This window comes from Oryzisolibacter propanilivorax (assembly GCF_900103645.1).
In the GTDB taxonomy this organism is placed as follows: domain Bacteria; phylum Pseudomonadota; class Gammaproteobacteria; order Burkholderiales; family Burkholderiaceae_C; genus Melaminivora; species Melaminivora propanilivorax.
The window spans coordinates 276,118-294,544 of record NZ_FNHP01000004.1 but is presented as its reverse complement, the minus strand read 5'-3'; the positions used below and the strand labels follow the sequence as shown (position 1 = coordinate 294,544).

The 18,427-nt window shown below is 69.3% G+C and carries 10 protein-coding genes; 8 read left to right on the top strand and 2 right to left on the bottom strand.

From position 1 onward, the window contains the following. Window positions 1-5: 5 nt before the first annotated feature. Window positions 6-854 (bottom strand): formyltetrahydrofolate deformylase, encoded by an 849-nt coding sequence (gene purU / locus BLQ61_RS08940; protein ID WP_091569143.1) that lies wholly within the window; start codon window positions 852-854, stop codon window positions 6-8. 74 nt (window positions 855-928) lie between these two features. Here purU and BLQ61_RS08935 point away from each other — a divergent pair, with 74 nt between their 5' ends. Next, window positions 929-3,649: a sensor domain-containing protein gene (locus BLQ61_RS08935; protein ID WP_245703929.1), complete on the top strand. Its 2,721-nt coding sequence runs from the start codon at window positions 929-931 to the stop codon at window positions 3,647-3,649. Here BLQ61_RS08935 and BLQ61_RS08930 read toward each other — a convergent pair. Further along, window positions 3,568-4,476, bottom strand: coding sequence for a ChaN family lipoprotein (locus BLQ61_RS08930; protein ID WP_091569011.1), 909 nt, complete (start codon window positions 4,474-4,476; stop codon window positions 3,568-3,570). The two genes, BLQ61_RS08935 and BLQ61_RS08930, sit on opposite strands and share 82 nt — an antisense overlap. 327 nt (window positions 4,477-4,803) lie before the next feature. On the opposite strand from BLQ61_RS08930, the gene BLQ61_RS08925 reads away from it, so the two are divergent. The 7 genes from BLQ61_RS08925 (at window position 4,804) to narH (ending at window position 18,427) form a co-directional block, all read left to right on the top strand. Continuing rightward, complete coding sequence (locus BLQ61_RS08925) at window positions 4,804-7,242, top strand: adenosylcobalamin-dependent ribonucleoside-diphosphate reductase (RefSeq protein ID WP_091569009.1); 2,439 nt, start codon at window positions 4,804-4,806, stop codon at window positions 7,240-7,242. 127 nt (window positions 7,243-7,369) lie between these two features. Beyond that, window positions 7,370-9,310, top strand: a complete 1,941-nt coding sequence (locus tag BLQ61_RS08920; RefSeq protein ID WP_091569141.1) for a type IV pili methyl-accepting chemotaxis transducer N-terminal domain-containing protein — start codon at window positions 7,370-7,372, stop codon at window positions 9,308-9,310. Between the two features lie 16 nt (window positions 9,311-9,326). Further along, window positions 9,327-10,031, top strand: coding sequence for a response regulator (locus BLQ61_RS08915; RefSeq protein WP_091569007.1), 705 nt, complete (start codon window positions 9,327-9,329; stop codon window positions 10,029-10,031). A gap of 227 nt (window positions 10,032-10,258) precedes the next feature. Beyond that, a complete protein-coding gene (locus tag BLQ61_RS08910) occupies window positions 10,259-11,545 on the top strand; it encodes an MFS transporter (protein ID WP_091569005.1) in 1,287 nt (428 codons plus the stop codon). Between the two features lie 33 nt (window positions 11,546-11,578). Then, a complete protein-coding gene (locus BLQ61_RS08905; protein WP_091569004.1) occupies window positions 11,579-13,024 on the top strand; it encodes an MFS transporter in 1,446 nt (481 codons plus the stop codon). 79 nt (window positions 13,025-13,103) lie between these two features. Then, window positions 13,104-16,907, top strand: a complete 3,804-nt coding sequence (locus BLQ61_RS08900) for a nitrate reductase subunit alpha (protein ID WP_091569002.1) — start codon at window positions 13,104-13,106, stop codon at window positions 16,905-16,907. Continuing rightward, complete coding sequence (narH, locus tag BLQ61_RS08895) at window positions 16,904-18,427, top strand: nitrate reductase subunit beta (protein WP_091569000.1); 1,524 nt, start codon at window positions 16,904-16,906, stop codon at window positions 18,425-18,427. The genes BLQ61_RS08900 and narH overlap by 4 nt, the downstream gene beginning before the upstream one ends.

The window sequence follows — 18,427 nt, the reverse complement described above, 5'->3', positions numbered from 1 at the left end:
TGGGATCAGCGGAAGACTACGGTCTTGTGGCCGTTGGGCAGCACGCGGTGCTCGCTGTGCCACTTTACGGCGCGCGCCAGCACCAGGCTTTCGGTGTCGCGCCCGCGGGCCGTGAGGTCCTCCACCGTGTCGGTGTGGTCGGCGCGGGCTACGTCCTGCTCGATGATCGGGCCCTCGTCCAGGTCGGCGGTGACGTAGTGGGCGGTGGCGCCGATCAGCTTCACGCCGCGGTCGTGTGCCTGGTAGTAGGGCTTGGCGCCCTTGAAGCTGGGCAGGAAGCTGTGGTGGATGTTGATCGCCCGCCCGGCCAGTTTGGTGCACAGGTCGTTGGACAGCACCTGCATGTAGCGCGCCAGCACCACCAGCTCGGCGCCCTCGGCCTGGATGATCTCGTACTGCCGCGCCTCGGCCTGGACCTTGGTGGCCGCCGTGACCGGGATGTGGTGGAACGGGATGTCGTAGCTGGCCGCCAGCTGGTAGAAGTCGCGGTGGTTGCTGATGATGGCGCGCACCTCGATCGGCAGCAGGCCGCTCTTCACGCGGAACAGCAGATCGTTCAGGCAGTGGCCCTCGCGGCTGACCATGATCACCGTCTTCATCGGCACGTCGCGCTGGTGCAGGCCCAGGCGCATCTGGAAGGGCTTGGCGAACTCCTCCAGGTCGGCGCGCAGCGCGCCCGCGTCCTGGCCATCGCAGGCGAACTGCACGCGCATGAAGAACAGGCCGGTGGCGTGGTCGTTGTACTGCGCGGCTTCCTCGATATTGGCGCCATGTTCCAGGAGAAAACCCGAAACGGCGTGCACCAGCCCCAGCCGGTCGGGGCAGGACAGGGTGAGAATGTAGGTTTGGCTCATGGCGGCGAATTGTCGCAGCAGGCCCACACGCTGCAGCAGCAATGGACATGCATGATTTGGGGCGCACGCCCCGCATGACGCCCGCCCGCGGGCTGGCGCTCTACCTTCTCGCGGGCGCGGCGTGGGTTTTCGTGGGCGACGCGCTGATGGCGCAGTGGCTGTACGGTGCCGGGCACACGCCGTCGCCCTGGCATATGGTCAAGGGCCTGGTCTTCGTGCTGCTGTCGGGGCTGCTGTGCTGGTGGCTGCTGACGCGCATGCGCAGCGCCGAGCAGCAGCGCGGCGCGCTGGCGCGCGAGCTGGCGCACGTGGTGCGGCACGCGCCGGCCGGCATCGCGCGGGTCGATCCACACAGCCTGGTCGTCCTGTGGGCCAACGACCGCCTGGCCGGCTGGCTGGAGCTGCCGGCGCTGGCACTGCCCGGGCGCGACCTGCGCGAACTGGCGCCCGCTGTCGACGAGGCCCGCGCCGCGCAGCTGCTGCAGGCGCTGCTGGCCGGGGACGCCAGCCACTACCAGGGAGAGCATGTCTGCCGCCCGGCCAGCGGAGGGCCGGAGGTGCTGGTGCTGTGCCAGGCCAGCCTGGTGCCCGCCGCCGACGGCCAGACGGCGCACCTGGTGTGCGTGCTGCTGGACATGGGCGAGATCGGCGCCGCGCGCGCCGCGCTGGCGCACAGCCAGCGCGTGCTGGGCCTGGCGCTGGAGGGCAGCGGCAGCGGCCTGTGGGACTGGGACCTGGCGCGCCAGCGCCATACCTATTCACCCAGCGTGCTGCGGCTGCTGCGCCACCCCGACCCTGAGAGGGTTTATGGCCAGCCGCTGCTGCTGCAGCGGCTGCACCCCGAGGACCGCGAGCGCGTGCAGCGCGCGCTGGAGCACACCATCGCCAGCGGCGCGCCGTTCGAGGAAGTGGCGCGGCTGCGGCGTTTCGACGACAGCTGGTGCTGGGTGCAGGCGCGTGGCCAGCGCCACCTGAACGCAGCCGGCGAGCCCGAGCGCTGCTCGGGCATCGTCACCGACCTGAGCGCACGCCGCGCCGCCGACGAGCGCCAGCGCCTGGCCGCCACGGTGGTGGAGAACACCATCGAGGGCGTGGTGGTAACCGACGCGCAGATGCAGATCCTGTCGGTGAACGCCTCCTTCACGCGGCTGCTGGGCTACCACGAGGACGAGCTGCGTGGCCTGACTCCCCGGGTCTTCAAGTCCGGCCGCCACGACAAGGCCTTTTACCGCGCCATGTGGGACAGCATGAACCGCACCGGCCACTGGCAGGGCGAGATCTGGAACCGGCGCAAGGACGGCGAGATCTTTCCCGAGCGCATGTCGCTGTCGGCGGTCTATGACGCGCAAGGCGCGGTGACGCACTACGTGTGCATGTTCACCGACATCTCCGAGGAAAAGCAGCAGCAGGAGCGGCTGGATTTCCTGGCGCACTGCGACCCGCTCACCGGCCTGGCCAACCGACTGTGGTTCGGCGAGCAATTGCAGGACGTGGTGCAGCAGGCGGCGCGCAGCGGCGAGTTGCTGGCGGTGCTGCTGCTGAACCTGGACCGCTTCAAGGACGTGAACGGCAGCTGGGGCCACGCCGTGGGCGACCAGGTGCTGCAGCACATCAGCGCCCAGGTGCGCTCGGCGCTGCGCCCCGGCGACCTGATCGGGCGCCTGGCGGGCGACGAGATCGCGGTGGTGGCGCGCCACCTGCGCCACGCCGACGGCGCCGCCGCCGTGGCGCGCAACCTGATCGGCGTCGCCGCCCGGCCCTGGCTGTCGCCCGACGGGGTGGCGGTGGTGGTGGGCGTCAGCATCGGCATCTGCACCTACCCGGAGCAGGCGGACAGCGCGCAGCAGCTGCTGCAGGGCGCGCACGCCGCGGTGTACGGCGCCAAGGCGCGCGGGCGCGGTGCGTATTGCTTCTTCACCGAGCAGATGACGCAGGACGCGCGCGAGCGCCTGCAGATCGAGGCCCGGCTGCGCCAGGCGCTGGCGCTGGGCCACCTGCGCCTGCACTACCAGCCGCAGGTAAACGTGGCCAGCGGGCGGATCACCGGCGCCGAGGCGCTGGTGCGCTGGCTCGACCCCGAGGAGGGACTGATCTCGCCGGCACGCTTCATTCCGGTGGCGGAGAGCTCGGGCGTGATCGGTGCCCTGGGCGACTGGGTGCTGCGCGAGGCCTGCCGGCAGGGCCGGCGCTGGCGCGATGCCGGCCTGCCCGAGCTGCGCATCGCGGTGAACGTCTCGCCGCGCCAATTCCACCTGAACGACGTGGCCGGCAGCGCCGCGCAGGCGCTCGCCGAGAGCGGCTTTTCCGCGCGCTGCCTGGAGCTGGAGCTGACCGAGAGCGCGCTGGCCGAGCGCCCCGAGGAAGCGCGCCAGACGCTGCTGCGCCTGCACGCGCTGGGCGTCCACATCGCGGTGGACGACTTCGGCACCGGCTACTCGTCGCTGGCGCACCTCAAGCGCTTTCCCATCGACGTGCTGAAGATCGACCAGGGCTTCATCCGCGACATCCCGGCCAGCGGCGACGACATGGCCATCAGCGCCGCCATCATCGCCATGGGTCACAGCCTGGGGCTGCAGGTGGTGGCCGAGGGCGTGGAGACCCAGGCACAGCTGGACTTCCTGCGCGCGCGCGGCTGCGACCTGTACCAGGGCTGGCTGTGCAGCCGCCCGCTGCCGCCCGAGCAGTTCGAGGCGCTACTGGGCGCGCAGCCGCCTCAGCGCGCCGATGGCGCTGGAGCGTCCGACGAGGAGGCAGGCGCGCCGCCGGGCCAGCGCCCGCGCAGCCCGGCGCAGTGATCGGACGCCGGCGGGGCGTCCGTGGCATGCCGGTAGTCCGCTCCTTTTTCGGTAGCTGGCTGCCCTTGATATACATGGGCTAGAGCCACTTTTGACTCCAAACCGGGCGGCAGCCAGGTCGGCACGCCCAGGTCGCGCAGCACATGCCCGCCGCCGGCCAGCAGCAGCGCCGTGCGCTCGGGCTGCAGCGACTGCTGCAGCTGGCGCGCGAAGCTGGCGTCGCGTGCCAGCTGCACGCGCACCATGGGCTGCACGCGCGCCGGCGGCAGCAGGCCGCAGTGGCCGTCTTCGATGGCGCGGCGCTGGCGCGCCAGGGCGGGCGGCGGCAGGTGCGCGTCCAGCGTCGCGTCCTGCAGCGCGGCGCGCAGGGCGGCGGCGTCCAGGTTGGCGCCGCGCACCGGCACTCCGGCGGCGACGGCGGCCATGATCGCGCCGGCATAGTGCTCCCAGGGCCATAGCCGCTCGTTCCAGCGCAGCCGCGCGCGCACGGCGTCGGCACTGGCGGTAGGCGGCAGGCCATCGGTGGCGGTGCCGGCCTCGGCCATCTCGAGGACCAGCGCCGCCAGCCGGCCGCGCGCGGCCAGCCACTGCACGGTGGCCTGCTCCCACTGCTGGTGCGCGGGCACGTCATGCTGCTCGCCCAGCAACAGCACCGGCACGCCCTGCCAGCGCTGCAGCTGTGCCAGCCAGGCGGCGTCGGCGTCGCCCGGCGCGGGGCCGGCGGTGGCGCGGTCGGGCGGGGCGGCGCAGCCGGCCAGGACGGTCAGCGCCAGGCCGGCCAGCAGCGCCCGCCGCCGCGCGCGCAGGGGGATGGGAAAGACGGTCATGCCGACATGGTAATTTGTGCGTTTGCGGCGACGCACTGGTCTGGCGCCCTTGCCAAAGCGGGCAAAATTTGCGCCCCCGCATGGGCCGGCGCCGCGCTGCTACAAAAACCGCAGGGCGGCCCGGCACTGCCCGCCGGCCGCTGCCGGGTCTTTGCCGCCGGCTGCGGCGCGGCCCTGCGGCAGGGTGTACAACCCCGGCTTCGCGCGCGCGACTCCCACTCCCGGGCGCATCCCGCGTGTTGCGGCGACGGCCCGCCCCCCCGGGGTGCCATGCCCCGTCTCCGCCTTCCCTTTTCCTGCCTTTCTTCCTGCCGAGAACCCAACGCCATGCAACGTGAATCCACCAGCCTCGCCCCCAGCCTGCCCGTCCAGCCCATCAGCCTGGACGTGTTGCGCGAGAAATACCTGAAAAGCGGCGAGCACGAGGTGGACCAGCTGTATGCGCGCGTGGCGCGCGCCCTGGCCTCGGTGGAAAAACCCGAGCTGCGCCAGAAGCTCGAGGAGCGCTTCCTGGAGAACCTGCGCGGTGGCGCCATCGGCGCCGGGCGCATCATGAGCGCCGCCGGCACCGACATCCAGGCCACCCTGATCAACTGCTTCGTGCAGCCGGTGGGCGACTGCATCCAGGGCGTGGACGACGCCGGCTACCCGGGCATCTACGAGGCGCTGCGCGAGGCCGCCGAGACCATGCGCCGCGGCGGCGGCGTGGGCTACGACTTCTCGCGCATCCGCCCGCGCGGCGCGCTGGTCAAGGGCACGCACTCCATGGCCTCGGGCCCATGCAGCTACATCAACGTCTTCGACCAGTCGTGCTCGACGGTGGAGAGCGCCGGCGCGCGCCGCGGCGCGCAGATGGGCGTGCTGCGCATCGACCACCCGGACGTGCTGGACTTCATCACCGCCAAGCGCACGCCGGGGCGCTGGAACAATTTCAACGTCTCGGTCGGCGTGCCCGACGCCTTCATGCAGGCGGTGGAGCAGGACGGCGAGTGGGAGCTGGTGCACGGCGCCGCCCCCGGCCCGGACGCGCTGGCGGCCGGCGCGCGCCAGCGTGCCGACGGCCAGTGGGTGTACCGCAGCGTGCGCGCGCGCGAGCTGTGGGACACCATCATGCAGTCGGCGTATGACTTCGCCGAGCCGGGCATCCTGTTCCTGGACCAGATCAATACCGACAACAACCTGCACTACACCGAGAGCATCCAGGCCACCAACCCCTGCGGCGAGCAGCCCCTGCCGCCCTACGGCTGCTGCGACCTGGGGCCCATCATCCTGACGCGCTTCGTGCGCCACCCGTTCGGGCTGCACGGCGATGCGTCGTTCGACTTCGACGCTTTCGAGGCCGCCGTGGCGCTGCAAGTGCGCGCGCTGGACAACGTGCTGGACGTCACTTTCTGGCCGCTGCCGCAGCAGCAGGCCGAGTCCGCCGCCAAGCGGCGCATCGGCGTCGGCTTCACCGGCATGGGCAACACCCTGGCGATGCTCAAGGTGCGCTACGACCGCCAGGAAGGCCGTGACATGGCGGTGCAGATCGCCCGGCGCATGCGCGACGCGGCCTACCGCGCCTCGGTCGAGCTGGCCAAGGAAAAAGGCGCGTTCCCGAAGTTCGACGCCGCGGGCTACCTGGCTGAGGGTACCTTCGCCAGCCGCCTGCCCGAGGACATCAAGAAGGCCATCCGCAAGCACGGCATCCGCAACAGCCACCTGCTGTCCATCGCGCCCACCGGCACCGTGAGCCTGGCCTTCGCCGACAACGCCTCCAACGGCATCGAGCCGCCGTTCTCCTGGACCTACACGCGCAGGAAGCGCGAGGCCGACGGCAGCAAGAGCGAGTACGTGGTCGAGGACCACGCCTGGCGCCTGTACAAGACCCTGGGCGGCGACGTGAACCAGTTGCCCGGGTACTTCGTCAATGCCATGGACATGAGCGCCGCCGACCACGTGGCGATGATGGAGGCGGTGCAGCCCTACGTGGACACGGCCATTTCCAAGACCGTGAACGTGCCGGCCGACTATCCGTATGAGGACTTCAAGAACCTGTACCTGCAGGCCTGGCACTCGGGCCTGAAGGGCCTGGCCACCTACCGGCCGAACAGCATCCTGGGCGCGGTGCTGGAAGTGCCCGCCGCAGCGCCGGCGGCCGCACCGGCGCCGGCCACCGCCGAAGAGCCGGCCGCGCCGTTCGACCCGATGCGCACCGTCATCGAGAGCCGCCCCAAGGGCGGGCTGTCGGCGGTGGCCGAGAAGGTCGAGTACTGGACGCAGGAGGGCCAGAAGCGCCTGTACCTGATCGTCTCCTTCCTGCCGGTGCCGGACGGGCGCGGCGGCACGGTGGACCGGGCCATCGAGTTCTTCATGCCGGTGGGTCAGAGCGGTGAGTCGCAGCAGTGGATCACCTCCAGCATGCGCCTGCTGTCGCTGGCCGCGCGCGGCGGCTTCCTGGAGCGTGCGCTGTCGGACATGCGCAAGGTGGCGTGGGACCGCGGCCCGGTGCGTCTGGGCACGCACACCCGCGCCGACGGCACGCCGGTGCCGCTGTGGCACGACTCGGAGGTGGCGGCCATCGCCTACGCGGTGCAGAACATCCTGGCGCGCCGCGTGACCGAGCCCGAGCAGCAGCAGCTGCCGCTGGAGGAGCCGGCGGTGGCCATCGGCATGCCCCCGCCCATGGCCGGCAAGAAGTGCCACGAGTGCGGCGCGCACGCCGTGATCCGCAAGGACGGCTGCGACTACTGCACCCAGTGCGGGGCGCTGGGCAGCTGCGGCTGAAAACCTTTGGTTCACTCGCCTGCAGCGCTATTGAAAAAATAGCTGCAGGCCCTTGCAATACAAAGGCTAAAGGCACTTTTTCCTTGTAAGGCGCCGGGCTGTGGCCCGCGCCGCCTACACTGCGGTCATGCTGCACCGCCCCACGCTCTCGACCAAGCTGCTGGCCATGGGCACGGCCTTTTTGCTGGTCGCGCTGGCCTCCATCGGCTTCACCCTGTGGGTGACCTGGAAGCTGGAAGGCGGCGCGGCGGCGGTGAACGAGGCCGGTCGCCTGCGCATGAACATGCTGCGCATGGTGCTGGCGCAGCAGCACGAGTCGCCGCAGGATTTCGAGCAGCTGGCCCAGCGCTTCGAGGGCAGCCTGGAGCTGCTGCGCACCGGCGACCCGTCGCGGCCGCTGTTCGTGCCCTGGGGCGATGCCACGCGCGCGCACTACACCGGCATCGTGCAGCGCTGGCGCACCATCCGCGCGGACTGGCGCGCGCAGCCGCCCAGCGGCGAGCAGGCCATGGCGCGCGGCGATGCCTTCGTCACCGAGCTGGACGGTTTCGTCGAGGCCATTGAGGTGCAGATCGCACGCTGGACCGCCGGGCTGCATCTGTTCCAGCTGCTGATGGTGGCGCTGGTCATCGCCGCCGCGGTGGCCTTCATGGCGCTGAGCTACTTGGTGGTGCTGAACCCGGTGATGCGGCTGCAGCAGGCGCTGGCGCGCGTGCAGCGTGGCGAACTGGGCACGCGCCTGGCGGTGGAGGCCGACGACGAGTTCGGCCAGCTCACCGCCGGCTTCAACCGCATGGCGCACGCGCTGCAGACCTCGCACCACGACCTGGAGCGCAAGGTGCGCGACAAGACCGCCAGCGTGGAGGAGCAGAACCTGCGCCTGCAGGCGCTGTACGAGGTCAGCGCGCTGGCCGCCGAGGCAGGCAGCCTGGAGGCGCTGACCCAGGGCTTCGTGCAGCAGGTGCGCCGCGTGGCGCTGGCCGATGCCGCGGCGGTGCGCTGGTCGGATGAGACCAACCAGCGCTACGTGCTGCTGGCCGCGGACGGACTGCCGCAGTCCATGGTCGAGGACGAGCACTGCGTGGTCGCCGGTGCCTGCGAGTGCGGCCAGACGGCGCAGCAGGCGCGCATGCGCGTGATTCCCATCCTGCCGGCCACGGACCTGCAGATGCCGCACTGCCGCGAGGCGGGCTTCCAGACCGTCATCAGCATCCCGGTGCGCCAGCACCAGCGCCTGATGGGCGAGGTGTCGCTGTTCTTCCGCCGGCCGGTGGCGCTGGCCGACGATGCGCGCGAGCTGCTGGCCAGCATGGCGCGGCACCTGGCCAGCTCCATGGAAGGGCTGCGCGCCGCGGCGCTGGAGCGCGAGGCGGCGGTGGCCGCCGAGCGCGGCCTGATCGCGCGCGAGCTGCACGACTCCATCGCCCAGTCGCTGGCCTTCCTGAAGATCCAGGTGCAGCTCTTGCAGACGGCAGTGGCGCGCGGCAAGGGCGCCGCGCGCGACGCCGCCATCGCCGAGCTCGACATCGGCGTGCGCGAGTGCTATGCCGACGTGCGCGAACTGCTGGTGCACTTTCGCACCCGTACCCAGGACGAGGACATCGAGGGCGCGCTGCGCGCCACGCTGTCCAAGTTCGGGCACCAGACCGGCGTGGCGGCCAGGCTGTCCATGTCTGGCCAGGGCCTGCCGCTGGCGCCGGACGTGCAGATCCAGGTGCTGCACATCGTGCAGGAAGCGCTGTCCAACGTGCGCAAGCATGCCGGCGCCAAGAGCGTGCAGGTGAACGTGCAGCGCCACCCGCGCTGGCGCTTCGAGGTGCACGACGACGGGCAGGGGTTCGACCCGCAGGCGGTGCCGCCAGACTCGCTGCACGTCGGCCTGGGCATCATGCGCGAGCGCGCCGAGGCCATCCAGGCCACGCTGTCCGTGACCTCGCAGCCGGGCGGGCAGGGCACCTGCGTGGCGCTGGATCTGCCCGCGACCAGCGTCGAAAGCGCCGCGCCGCCGCCCACATTCCAACCTTCCGGCCCGCCCGCGCCCCTGGCGCAAGTCTCCCTGACCGACTGATTCCGCCCCGACCGCCATGCCTCCTGCCTCCGCCACCCCGGCCGCCGCCCCCGTCACCACGCTGTTCCTGATCGACGATCACACCCTGCTGCGCCGCGGCCTGGTGGCCCTGCTGAGCCAGCACGAGGATCTCCAGGTGGTCGGCGAGGCGGGCGACGCCGGCGAGGCGCTGCGCCTGCTGCCGCAGCTCGTGCCGCAGGTCATCCTGCTGGACAACCACCTGCCCGGCGTGCTGGGTGTGGACGCCATCGCCGACCTGCGCCGCGCCTCGCCCGGCAGCCGCGTGGTCATGCTGACGGTGAGCGAGGACGGCGCCGACCTGGCCGCCGCGCTGCGCCACGGCGCGCAGGGCTACCTGCTCAAGACCATCGACGGCGACCTGCTGGCCGAGGCGGTGCGCCGCGCCGCGCGCGGCGAGCCGGTGGTCAGCCCGGAGATGATGGGCAAGCTGGTGGCGGCCTTCCAGGCGCAGGGCGTGCCCGAGGCGCCAGTGTCGGCTGTCGCCGCGGCGCCCGAGGAGGGCGGCACGCCGCTGTCGCCGCGCGAGGAAGAGGTGCTGCGCGAGATCGCGCGCGGCGCCAGCAACAAGGAGATCGCGCGTGCCCTGGACATCGCCGAGACCACGGTGAAGATCCACGTGCAGCACATCCTGCGCAAGCTGGGCCTGACCTCGCGCGTGCAGGCGGCGGTCTACGCCTCGGACCGGCAGCGGCCGGAGTAGTCCCGCCGCGCGGGCGCTGTGCTATGGTTTCGATAGTTTGAGGCCGGCGCAAACAAAGGGCCGCGGGCACTTTCGAGCATTATTGGCGAGGGGGCGATAGTTCTTTGGAACTAGGCCCAGGCGGGCGCGCCATCGTTCTTCCGCCGCGCGCTGCCCCTGCCACCGGAGGATGGGCAGGCCAGGGCGTTGCGGCGAGCATTGGGCATCGCACAAACGGAAAAACCGCCATGTCCACCCCGTCGCAATCCGCGGCAACCGATCCCCGCCGCACCCGCCAGGCCTGGTCCGTGCTCATCGTGAGCACCCTGGCGTTCACCGTGTGCTTCATGGTCTGGATGATGTTCGGCATCATCGGCATCCCGATCAAGAAGCTGCTGAACCTGAGCTCCACGCAGTTCGGGCTGCTCACGGCCATGCCGGTGCTGACCGGCTCGCTGATCCGCGTGCCGCTGGGCATCTGGACCGACCGCTTCGGCGGGCGCATCGTCATGACGATCCTGCTGGCCATCACCGTCCCGGCGATCTGGTTCATGGGCTCGGCCACCGAGTACTGGCACTTCCTGGTCATCGGCCTGTTCGTCGGCCTGGCCGGCGGCGCGTTCTCGGTCGGCACGCCCTACGTAGCGCGCTGGTTCCCGAAGAACCGCCAGGGCATGGCCATGGGCGTGTACGGCGCCGGCAACTCGGGCGCGGCGGTGAACAAGTTTGTCGCCCCGGTGATCCTGGTGGCCTTCGGCTGGCAGGCCGTGCCGCACGTGTATGCGGCCATCATGCTCGGCACGCTGGTGCTGTTCTGGATCTTCAGCTCCAGCGACCCGGCGCACCTGGTGCCGAGCAACGTCTCGTTCACCCAGCAGCTCAAGGCGCTCAAGGACCCCAAGGTGCTCAAGTACTGCCAGTACTACAGCATCGTCTTCGGCGGTTACGTGGCCCTGGCCCTGTGGATGGTGCAGTACTACGTCGGCGAGTACGGCCTGGACATCCGCGTGGCGGCGTTGCTGGCGGCCTGCTTCTCGCTGCCCGGCGGCGTGCTGCGCGCCATCGGCGGCGTGCTCTCGGACAAGTACGGCGCGCACAGCGTGACCTGGTGGGTCATGTGGGTGAGCTGGATCTGCCTGTTCCTGCTGTCCTACCCGCAGACCGACTTCACCATCACCACTGTCAACGGCCCGATGACGCTGCACATCGGCCTGAACGTCTATGTCTTCACCGGCCTGATGTTCATCCTGGGCATAGCCTGGGCGTTCGGCAAGGCCAGCGTCTTCAAATACATCAGCGACGACTACCCCGGCAACATCGGCGCCATCAGCGGCATCGTGGGCCTGGCCGGCGGCATGGGCGGCTTCATCCTGCCGATCCTGTTCGGCATGCTGATGGACTGGACCGGCATCCGCTCCAGCGCCTTCATGCTGATGTACGGCGTGGTTTGGGTCTCGCTGATCTGGATGTATTTCACCGAGGTGCGCCGCACCGACGTCATGGCCGCGCAGGCCGTCCCCGCCGCGGTGCGCTGACAGCGCCGCCCCGTTTCCACCGGAGACCGTTTCATGTCTTCCACCACCGCCACCCCCGGCAGCGCGCGCAAGGGCCGCCTGCTCTCGCTCTGGACTCCCGAGGACAAGCAGTTCTGGGAAAAGGAGGGCGAGGCCGTCGCCAAGCTCAACCTGTGGATCTCGGTGCCCGCGCTGTTCCTGGCCTTCGCCATCTGGCAGGTCTGGAGCGTGGTCGCCGTGAACCTGCCGGCTTTGGGCTTCAAGTACTCGACCAACCAGCTGTTCTGGCTGGCCGCGGCGCCGGCGCTGTCGGGCGCCACGCTGCGCATCTTCTACTCGTTCATGGTGCCGATTTTCGGCGGCCGGCGCTGGACGGCGCTGTCCACCGCGTCGCTCCTGATCCCGGCCATCGGCATCGGCTACGCGGTGCAGGACAACACCACCGGCTATCCCACCATGCTGATCCTGGCGCTGCTGTGCGGCCTGGGCGGGGGCAACTTCAGCTCCAGCATGGCCAACATCAGCTTCTTCTTCCCGAAGGAGCGCAAAGGCTCGGCGCTGGGCGTGAACGCCGGCCTGGGCAACCTGGGCGTGTCGGTGGTGCAGTTTTTGAGCCCGCTAGTCATCACCCTGGGCATCTTCGGCATCTTCGGCGGCGACCCACAGGTCATGGTGCGCAATGGCGACCCGCAGCACGTGTGGGCGCAGAACGCTGCCTTCATCTGGGTGCCGTGGATCGCCATCGCTGCGTTGGCCGCTTGGTTCGGCATGCACGACATCGCCGACGCCAAGGCGAGCTTCGCCGCGCAGGCGACCATCTTCCGCGCCAAGCACAACTGGATCATGTGCCTGCTGTACCTGGGCACGTTCGGCTCGTTCATCGGTTTCGCCGCCGGCTTTCCACTGCTCATCAAGGCCCTGTTCCCCTCGGTCAACCCGCTGGCCTACGCCTGGCTCGGGCCGCTGGTGGGGGCGCTGGTGCGGCCCTTCGGCGGCTGGCTGGCCGACAAGATCGGCGGCGGCGTGGTGACGCTGTGGAACTTCCTGGTCATGGCGCTGGCGGTGCTGGGCGTGCTGTACTTCCTGCCCAAGGGTTCGGGGGGCTACGCGCTGCCGTTCGGGCCGGCCGAGGGCAGCTTCACCGGCTTCTTCCTGATGTTCCTGGTGCTGTTCTGCACCACCGGCATCGGCAACGGCTCCACCTTCCGCATGATCCCGGTGATCTTCCTGAACCAGAAGCTGCGCGGTGTGCGCGAGGGCGATGCCGCCGCACAGGCCCAGGCCGTGCGCGACGGCAACACCGAGGGCGCGGCGGCCGTGGGCTTTGCCGGCGCTTTAGGCGCCTACGGCGGCTTCTTCATCCCCAAGAGCTACGGCAGCTCGATCGCCGCCACCGGCGGGCCCGAGCTGGCGCTGTGGATCTTCAGTGCCTTTTATCTGCTGTGCGTGTTCGTGACCTGGTGGTACTACGCGCGCCGCAACGCCGAGATGCCGTGCTGATGCAGCAGCGCACGACGGCCTTTGTCCCACCCTTTTTCCCCTTGCCGGCCCACCACGACAACACCATGAAGGAAACACGATGAGTCACTTCCTCGACCGCCTCACCTATTTCTCACAGCCGCGCGAGAGCTTCGCCGGCGGGCACGGCCAGGTCACCGGCGAGGACCGCACCTGGGAAGACGCCTACCGCAATCGCTGGGCGCACGACAAGATCGTGCGCTCCACACACGGTGTGAACTGCACCGGCTCGTGCTCGTGGAAGGTCTATGTCAAGGGCGGCATCGTCACCTGGGAAACCCAGCAGACCGACTACCCGCGCACGCGCTGGGACATGCCCAACCACGAGCCGCGCGGCTGCTCGCGTGGCGCCAGCTACAGCTGGTACCTCTACAGCGCCAACCGCGTGAAGTACCCGATGGTGCGCGCGCGCCTGCTGCGCTCGTGGCGCGAGGCGCGCCAGACCATGGCGCCGGTGGAGGCCTGGCGCAGCATCGTCAGCGACGACGCCAAGCGCACCGAATACCAGAAGGTGCGCGGCATGGGCGGCTTTGCGCGCTCGAGCTGGGACGAGGTCAACGAGATCGTCGCCGCCGCCAACATCCACACCATCCAGAAGCACGGCCCGGACCGCATCATCGGTTTCTCGCCGATCCCGGCGATGTCGATGATCAGCTACGCCGCCGGCACGCGCTACCTGTCGCTGATCGGTGGCGTGTGCATGAGCTTCTACGACTGGTACTGCGACCTGCCGCCGTCGTCGCCGCAGGTCTGGGGCGAGCAGACCGACGTGCCGGAGAGCGCCGACTGGTACAACTCCAGCTACATCATCGCCTGGGGCTCGAACGTGCCGCAGACGCGCACGCCGGACGCGCACTTCTTCACCGAGGTGCGCTACAAGGGCACCAAGACGGTGGCCGTGACGCCCGACTTCTCCGAGGTCGCCAAGCTGTCTGACATCTGGCTGCACCCCAAGCAGGGCACCGACGCCGCCGTGGCCATGGCCATGGGCCACGTCATCCTCAAGGAGTTCTACTTCCCGGACAACGGCGAGCGCAGCGCGTATTTCGACGACTACGTGCGCCGCTACACCGACATGCCGATGCTGGTCACCCTGAAGGAAAAGGTGCTGGAGTCGGGCGAGACGGTGCTGGTGCCCGACCGCTACGTGCGCGCCAGTGATTTCGACGAGGCGCTGGGCCAGTCCAACAACCCCGAGTGGAAGACCGTGGCGCTGGACGACAGCGGCCGCGTGGTGGTGCCGCAGGGCGCGATCGGCTTCCGCTGGGGCCCGGACGGTCGCGCCGACGAGGGCCAGTGGAACCTGGAGCAGAAGAACGCCGACGACGGCAGCGAGGTGCGCCTGCGCCTGTCGCTGCTGGAAGATGAGGCCGCCGCGCCCGAGACCGCGCGCGTGGGCTTCCCGTACTTCGGCGGCATCGCCTCCGAGCACTTCCCGAACAACCCGCAGTCCGACGTGCTGGTGCGCACCGTGCCGGTGCAGCGCCTGCAGCTGGCCGGCGGCAGCACGCTGGTCGCCACCGTGTTCGACCTGCAGGTGGCCAACTACGGTGTGGCACGTGGCCTGCCCGGCGAGTTCGCGGCCAAGGACTTCGACGACAACCACCCCTACACGCCCGCTTGGCAGGAGCAGATCACCGGCACGCCGCGTGACCAGATCGCCACCGTGGCACGCCAGTTCGCCCAGAACGCGCACGACACCGAGGGCCGCTCCATGGTCATCATCGGCGCGGCGATGAACCACTGGTACCACTGCGACATGAACTACCGCGGCGTCATCAACATGCTGATGATGTGCGGCTGCATCGGCAAGAGCGGTGGCGGCTGGGCGCACTACGTGGGCCAGGAAAAGCTGCGCCCGCAGACCGGCTGGACGCTGCTGGCCTTCGCGCTGGACTGGATCCGCCCGCCGCGCCACCAGAACTCGACCAGCTTCTTCTACGCCCACACCGACCAGTGGCGCTACGAGAAGATCGGCGTGGAAGAGGTGCTCTCGCCGCTGGCCGACAAGAGCCAGTACGGCGGCAGCATGATCGACTACAACGTGCGCGCCGAGCGCATGGGCTGGCTGCCGTCGGCCCCGCAGCTCAAGACCAACCCGCTGCAGGTGGTGCGCGACGCGCAGGCCGCCGGCCAAGACCCGAAGCAGTACACGGTGGACGCGCTCAAGAGCGGCAAGCTCAAGCTCAGCTGCATCGACCCGGACCACCCGGACAACTGGCCGCGCAACATGTTCGTGTGGCGCTCCAACATCCTGGGCTCGTCGGGCAAGGGCCACGAGTATTTCCTCAAGCACCTGCTGGGCACCGGCAACGGCGTGCAGGGCAAGGACCTGGGGCCGCAGGACGCCAAGCCCCAGGAAGTGGTCTGGCACGAGCAGGCGCCCGAGGGCAAGCTGGACTTGGTGGTCACGCTGGACTTCCGCATGAGCACCACCTGCCTGTACTCGGACATCGTGCTGCCCACCGCCACCTGGTACGAGAAGAACGACCTGAACACCAGCGACATGCACCCGTTCATCCACCCGCTGTCCACGGCGGTGGACCCGGCGTGGCAGGCGCGCAGCGACTGGGACATCTACAAGGGCTTCGCGCAGAAGTTCAGCGAGCTGTGCCCAGGCGAGCTGGGCGTGGAGCGCGAGATCGTGCTCACCCCGCTGCAGCACGACTCGCCCGCCGAGCTGGCCCAGCCCTTCGGCGTGGCCGACTGGACGCGCGGCGAGTGCGACCTGATCCCCGGCAAGACCGGCCCGCAGATGACGGTGGTCGAGCGCGACTTCCCGAACGTCTATAAGCGCTTCACGGCCCTGGGCCCGCTGATGGACAAGCTGGGCAACGGCGGCAAGGGCATCAACTGGGATACCAAGCTGGAGGTCACGCAGCTCGGCCAGCTCAACGGCGTGGTGCGCGATCCGGGTCCGACGCAGGGCATGCCGAAGATCGAGAGCGACATCGACGCCTGCGAGGTGGTGCTGCACATGGCGCCCGAGACCAACGGCCACGTAGCCGTGAAGGCCTGGGAGGCGCTGGGCAAGCAGACCGGGCGCGACCACACGCACCTGGCGCTGTACCGCGAGGACGAAAAAATCCGCTTCCGCGACATCCAGGCGCAGCCGCGCAAGATCATCAGCTCGCCCACCTGGAGCGGCATCGAGAGCGAGACGGTGAGCTACAACGCCGGCTACACCAACGTGCACGAGCTGATCCCATGGCGCACGCTGACCGGCCGTCAGCAGTTCTACATGGACCACCCGTGGATGCTGGCCTTCGGCGAGGGCTTCACCAGCTACCGCCCGCCGGTGGACCTGAAGGCCACGGCCGAGGTCATGGGCCTGAAACCCAACGGCAACCCGGAGATCCAGCTGAACTTCATCACGCCGCACCAGAAGTGGGGCATCCACTCGACCTATACGGACAACCTGCTGATGCTCACGCTGAGCCGTGGTGGTCCCATCGTCTGGGTCAGCGAGGAGGACGCCAAGCGCGCGAACATCGAGGACAACGACTGGATCGAGCTGTTCAACGTCAACGGCGCGCTCACCGCCCGCGCGGTGGTCAGCCAGCGCGTGAAGCCCGGCATGGTCATGATGTACCACGCCCAGGAAAAGATCGTGAACACCCCCGGCTCGGAGATGACCAAGGTGCGCGGCGGCATCCACAACTCGGTGACGCGCGTGGTGCTGAAACCCACGCACATGATCGGCGGCTACGCGCAGTTCAGCTACGGCTTCAACTACTACGGAACCATCGGTACCAACCGGGACGAATTCATCGTCCTGCGCAAGATGAACAAGGTGGACTGGCTCGACACCCCGGTGGCCGACCAGCTCATCAAACCCACGTTGGATCAAGGAGAGACGGCATGAAAATCCGCGCACAGATCGGAATGGTGCTGAACCTGGACAAGTGCATCGGCTGCCACACCTGTTCGGTCACCTGCAAGAACGTCTGGACCAGCCGCCCCGGCATGGAGTACGCCTGGTTCAACAACGTCGAAACCAAGCCCGGCATCGGCTACCCGAAGGACTGGGAGAACCAGGACCGCTGGAACGGCGGCTGGGTGCGCCGCGCCGACGGCTCGATCGTGCCGCGCCAGGGGGCGAAGTGGAAGCTGCTCATGCGCATCTTCGCCAACCCCAACCTACCGGAGATCGACGACTACTACGAGCCCTTCACGTTCGACTACGCCCACCTGCAGTCGGCGCCGGAGATGAGCACCTCGCCCACGGCCAAGCCGCGCAGTCTCATCACCGGCCAGCAGATGGACAAGATCGTCTGGGGCCCGAACTGGGAGGAAATCCTGGGCGGCGAATTCGCCAAGCGCAGCCAGGACAAGAACTTCGACGACATCCAGAAGGAGATGTACGGCCAGTTCGAGAACACCTTCATGATGTACCTGCCGCGCCTGTGCGAGCACTGCCTGAACCCGGCGTGCGTGGCATCGTGCCCCTCGGGCTCGATCTACAAGCGCGAGGAAGACGGCATCGTGCTGATCGACCAGGACAAGTGCCGCGGCTGGCGCATGTGCGTCTCGGGCTGCCCGTACAAGAAGATCTACTACAACTGGAAGAGCGGCAAGGCCGAGAAGTGCATCTTCTGCTACCCGCGCATCGAGGCCGGCCAGCCCACGGTGTGCTCGGAGACCTGCGTCGGCCGCATCCGCTACCTCGGCGTGCTGCTGTACGACGCGGACCGCATCCAGGAAGCGGCCAGCGTCGAGCGCGACCGCGACCTGTACCCGGCGCAGCTGGACATCTTCCTCGACCCGCATGATCCGGCCGTGATCGCCCAGGCCAGGATCGACGGCATCCCCGACAAGTGGATGGAGGCCGCACGCAAGAGCCCGGTCTACAAGATGGCCGTGGACTGGAAGGTGGCGCTGCCGCTGCACCCCGAGTACCGCACGCTGCCCATGGTCTGGTACGTGCCGCCGCTGTCGCCGATCAGCTCGGCGGCCAACGCCGGCCACCTGGGCGTGAACGGCCAGATCCCGGACGTGAACCAGCTGCGCATCCCGGTCAAGTACCTCGCCAACCTGCTCACCGCCGGCGACACCGCCCCCGTGGTGCGCGCGCTCGAGCGCATGCTCGGCATGCGCGCCTACCAGCGCGCCAAGCACGTCGAGCGGCGCATCGACACCGATGTGCTGAACCAGGTCGGCCTGACGCAGCACGAGGCCGAGGACATGTACCAGATCATGGCCATCGCCAACTACGAGGACCGCTTCGTCATCCCGACGACGCACCGCGAGTACGCCGAGAACGCATTCAACGTGCGCGGCGGCTGCGGCTTCTCGTTCGGCAACGGCTGCTCGGACGGCGTGTCCGACGTGAGCCTGTTCGGGCAGGAGAAGAAGCGCACCATCCCGATCAAGGCGGAGGTGTGA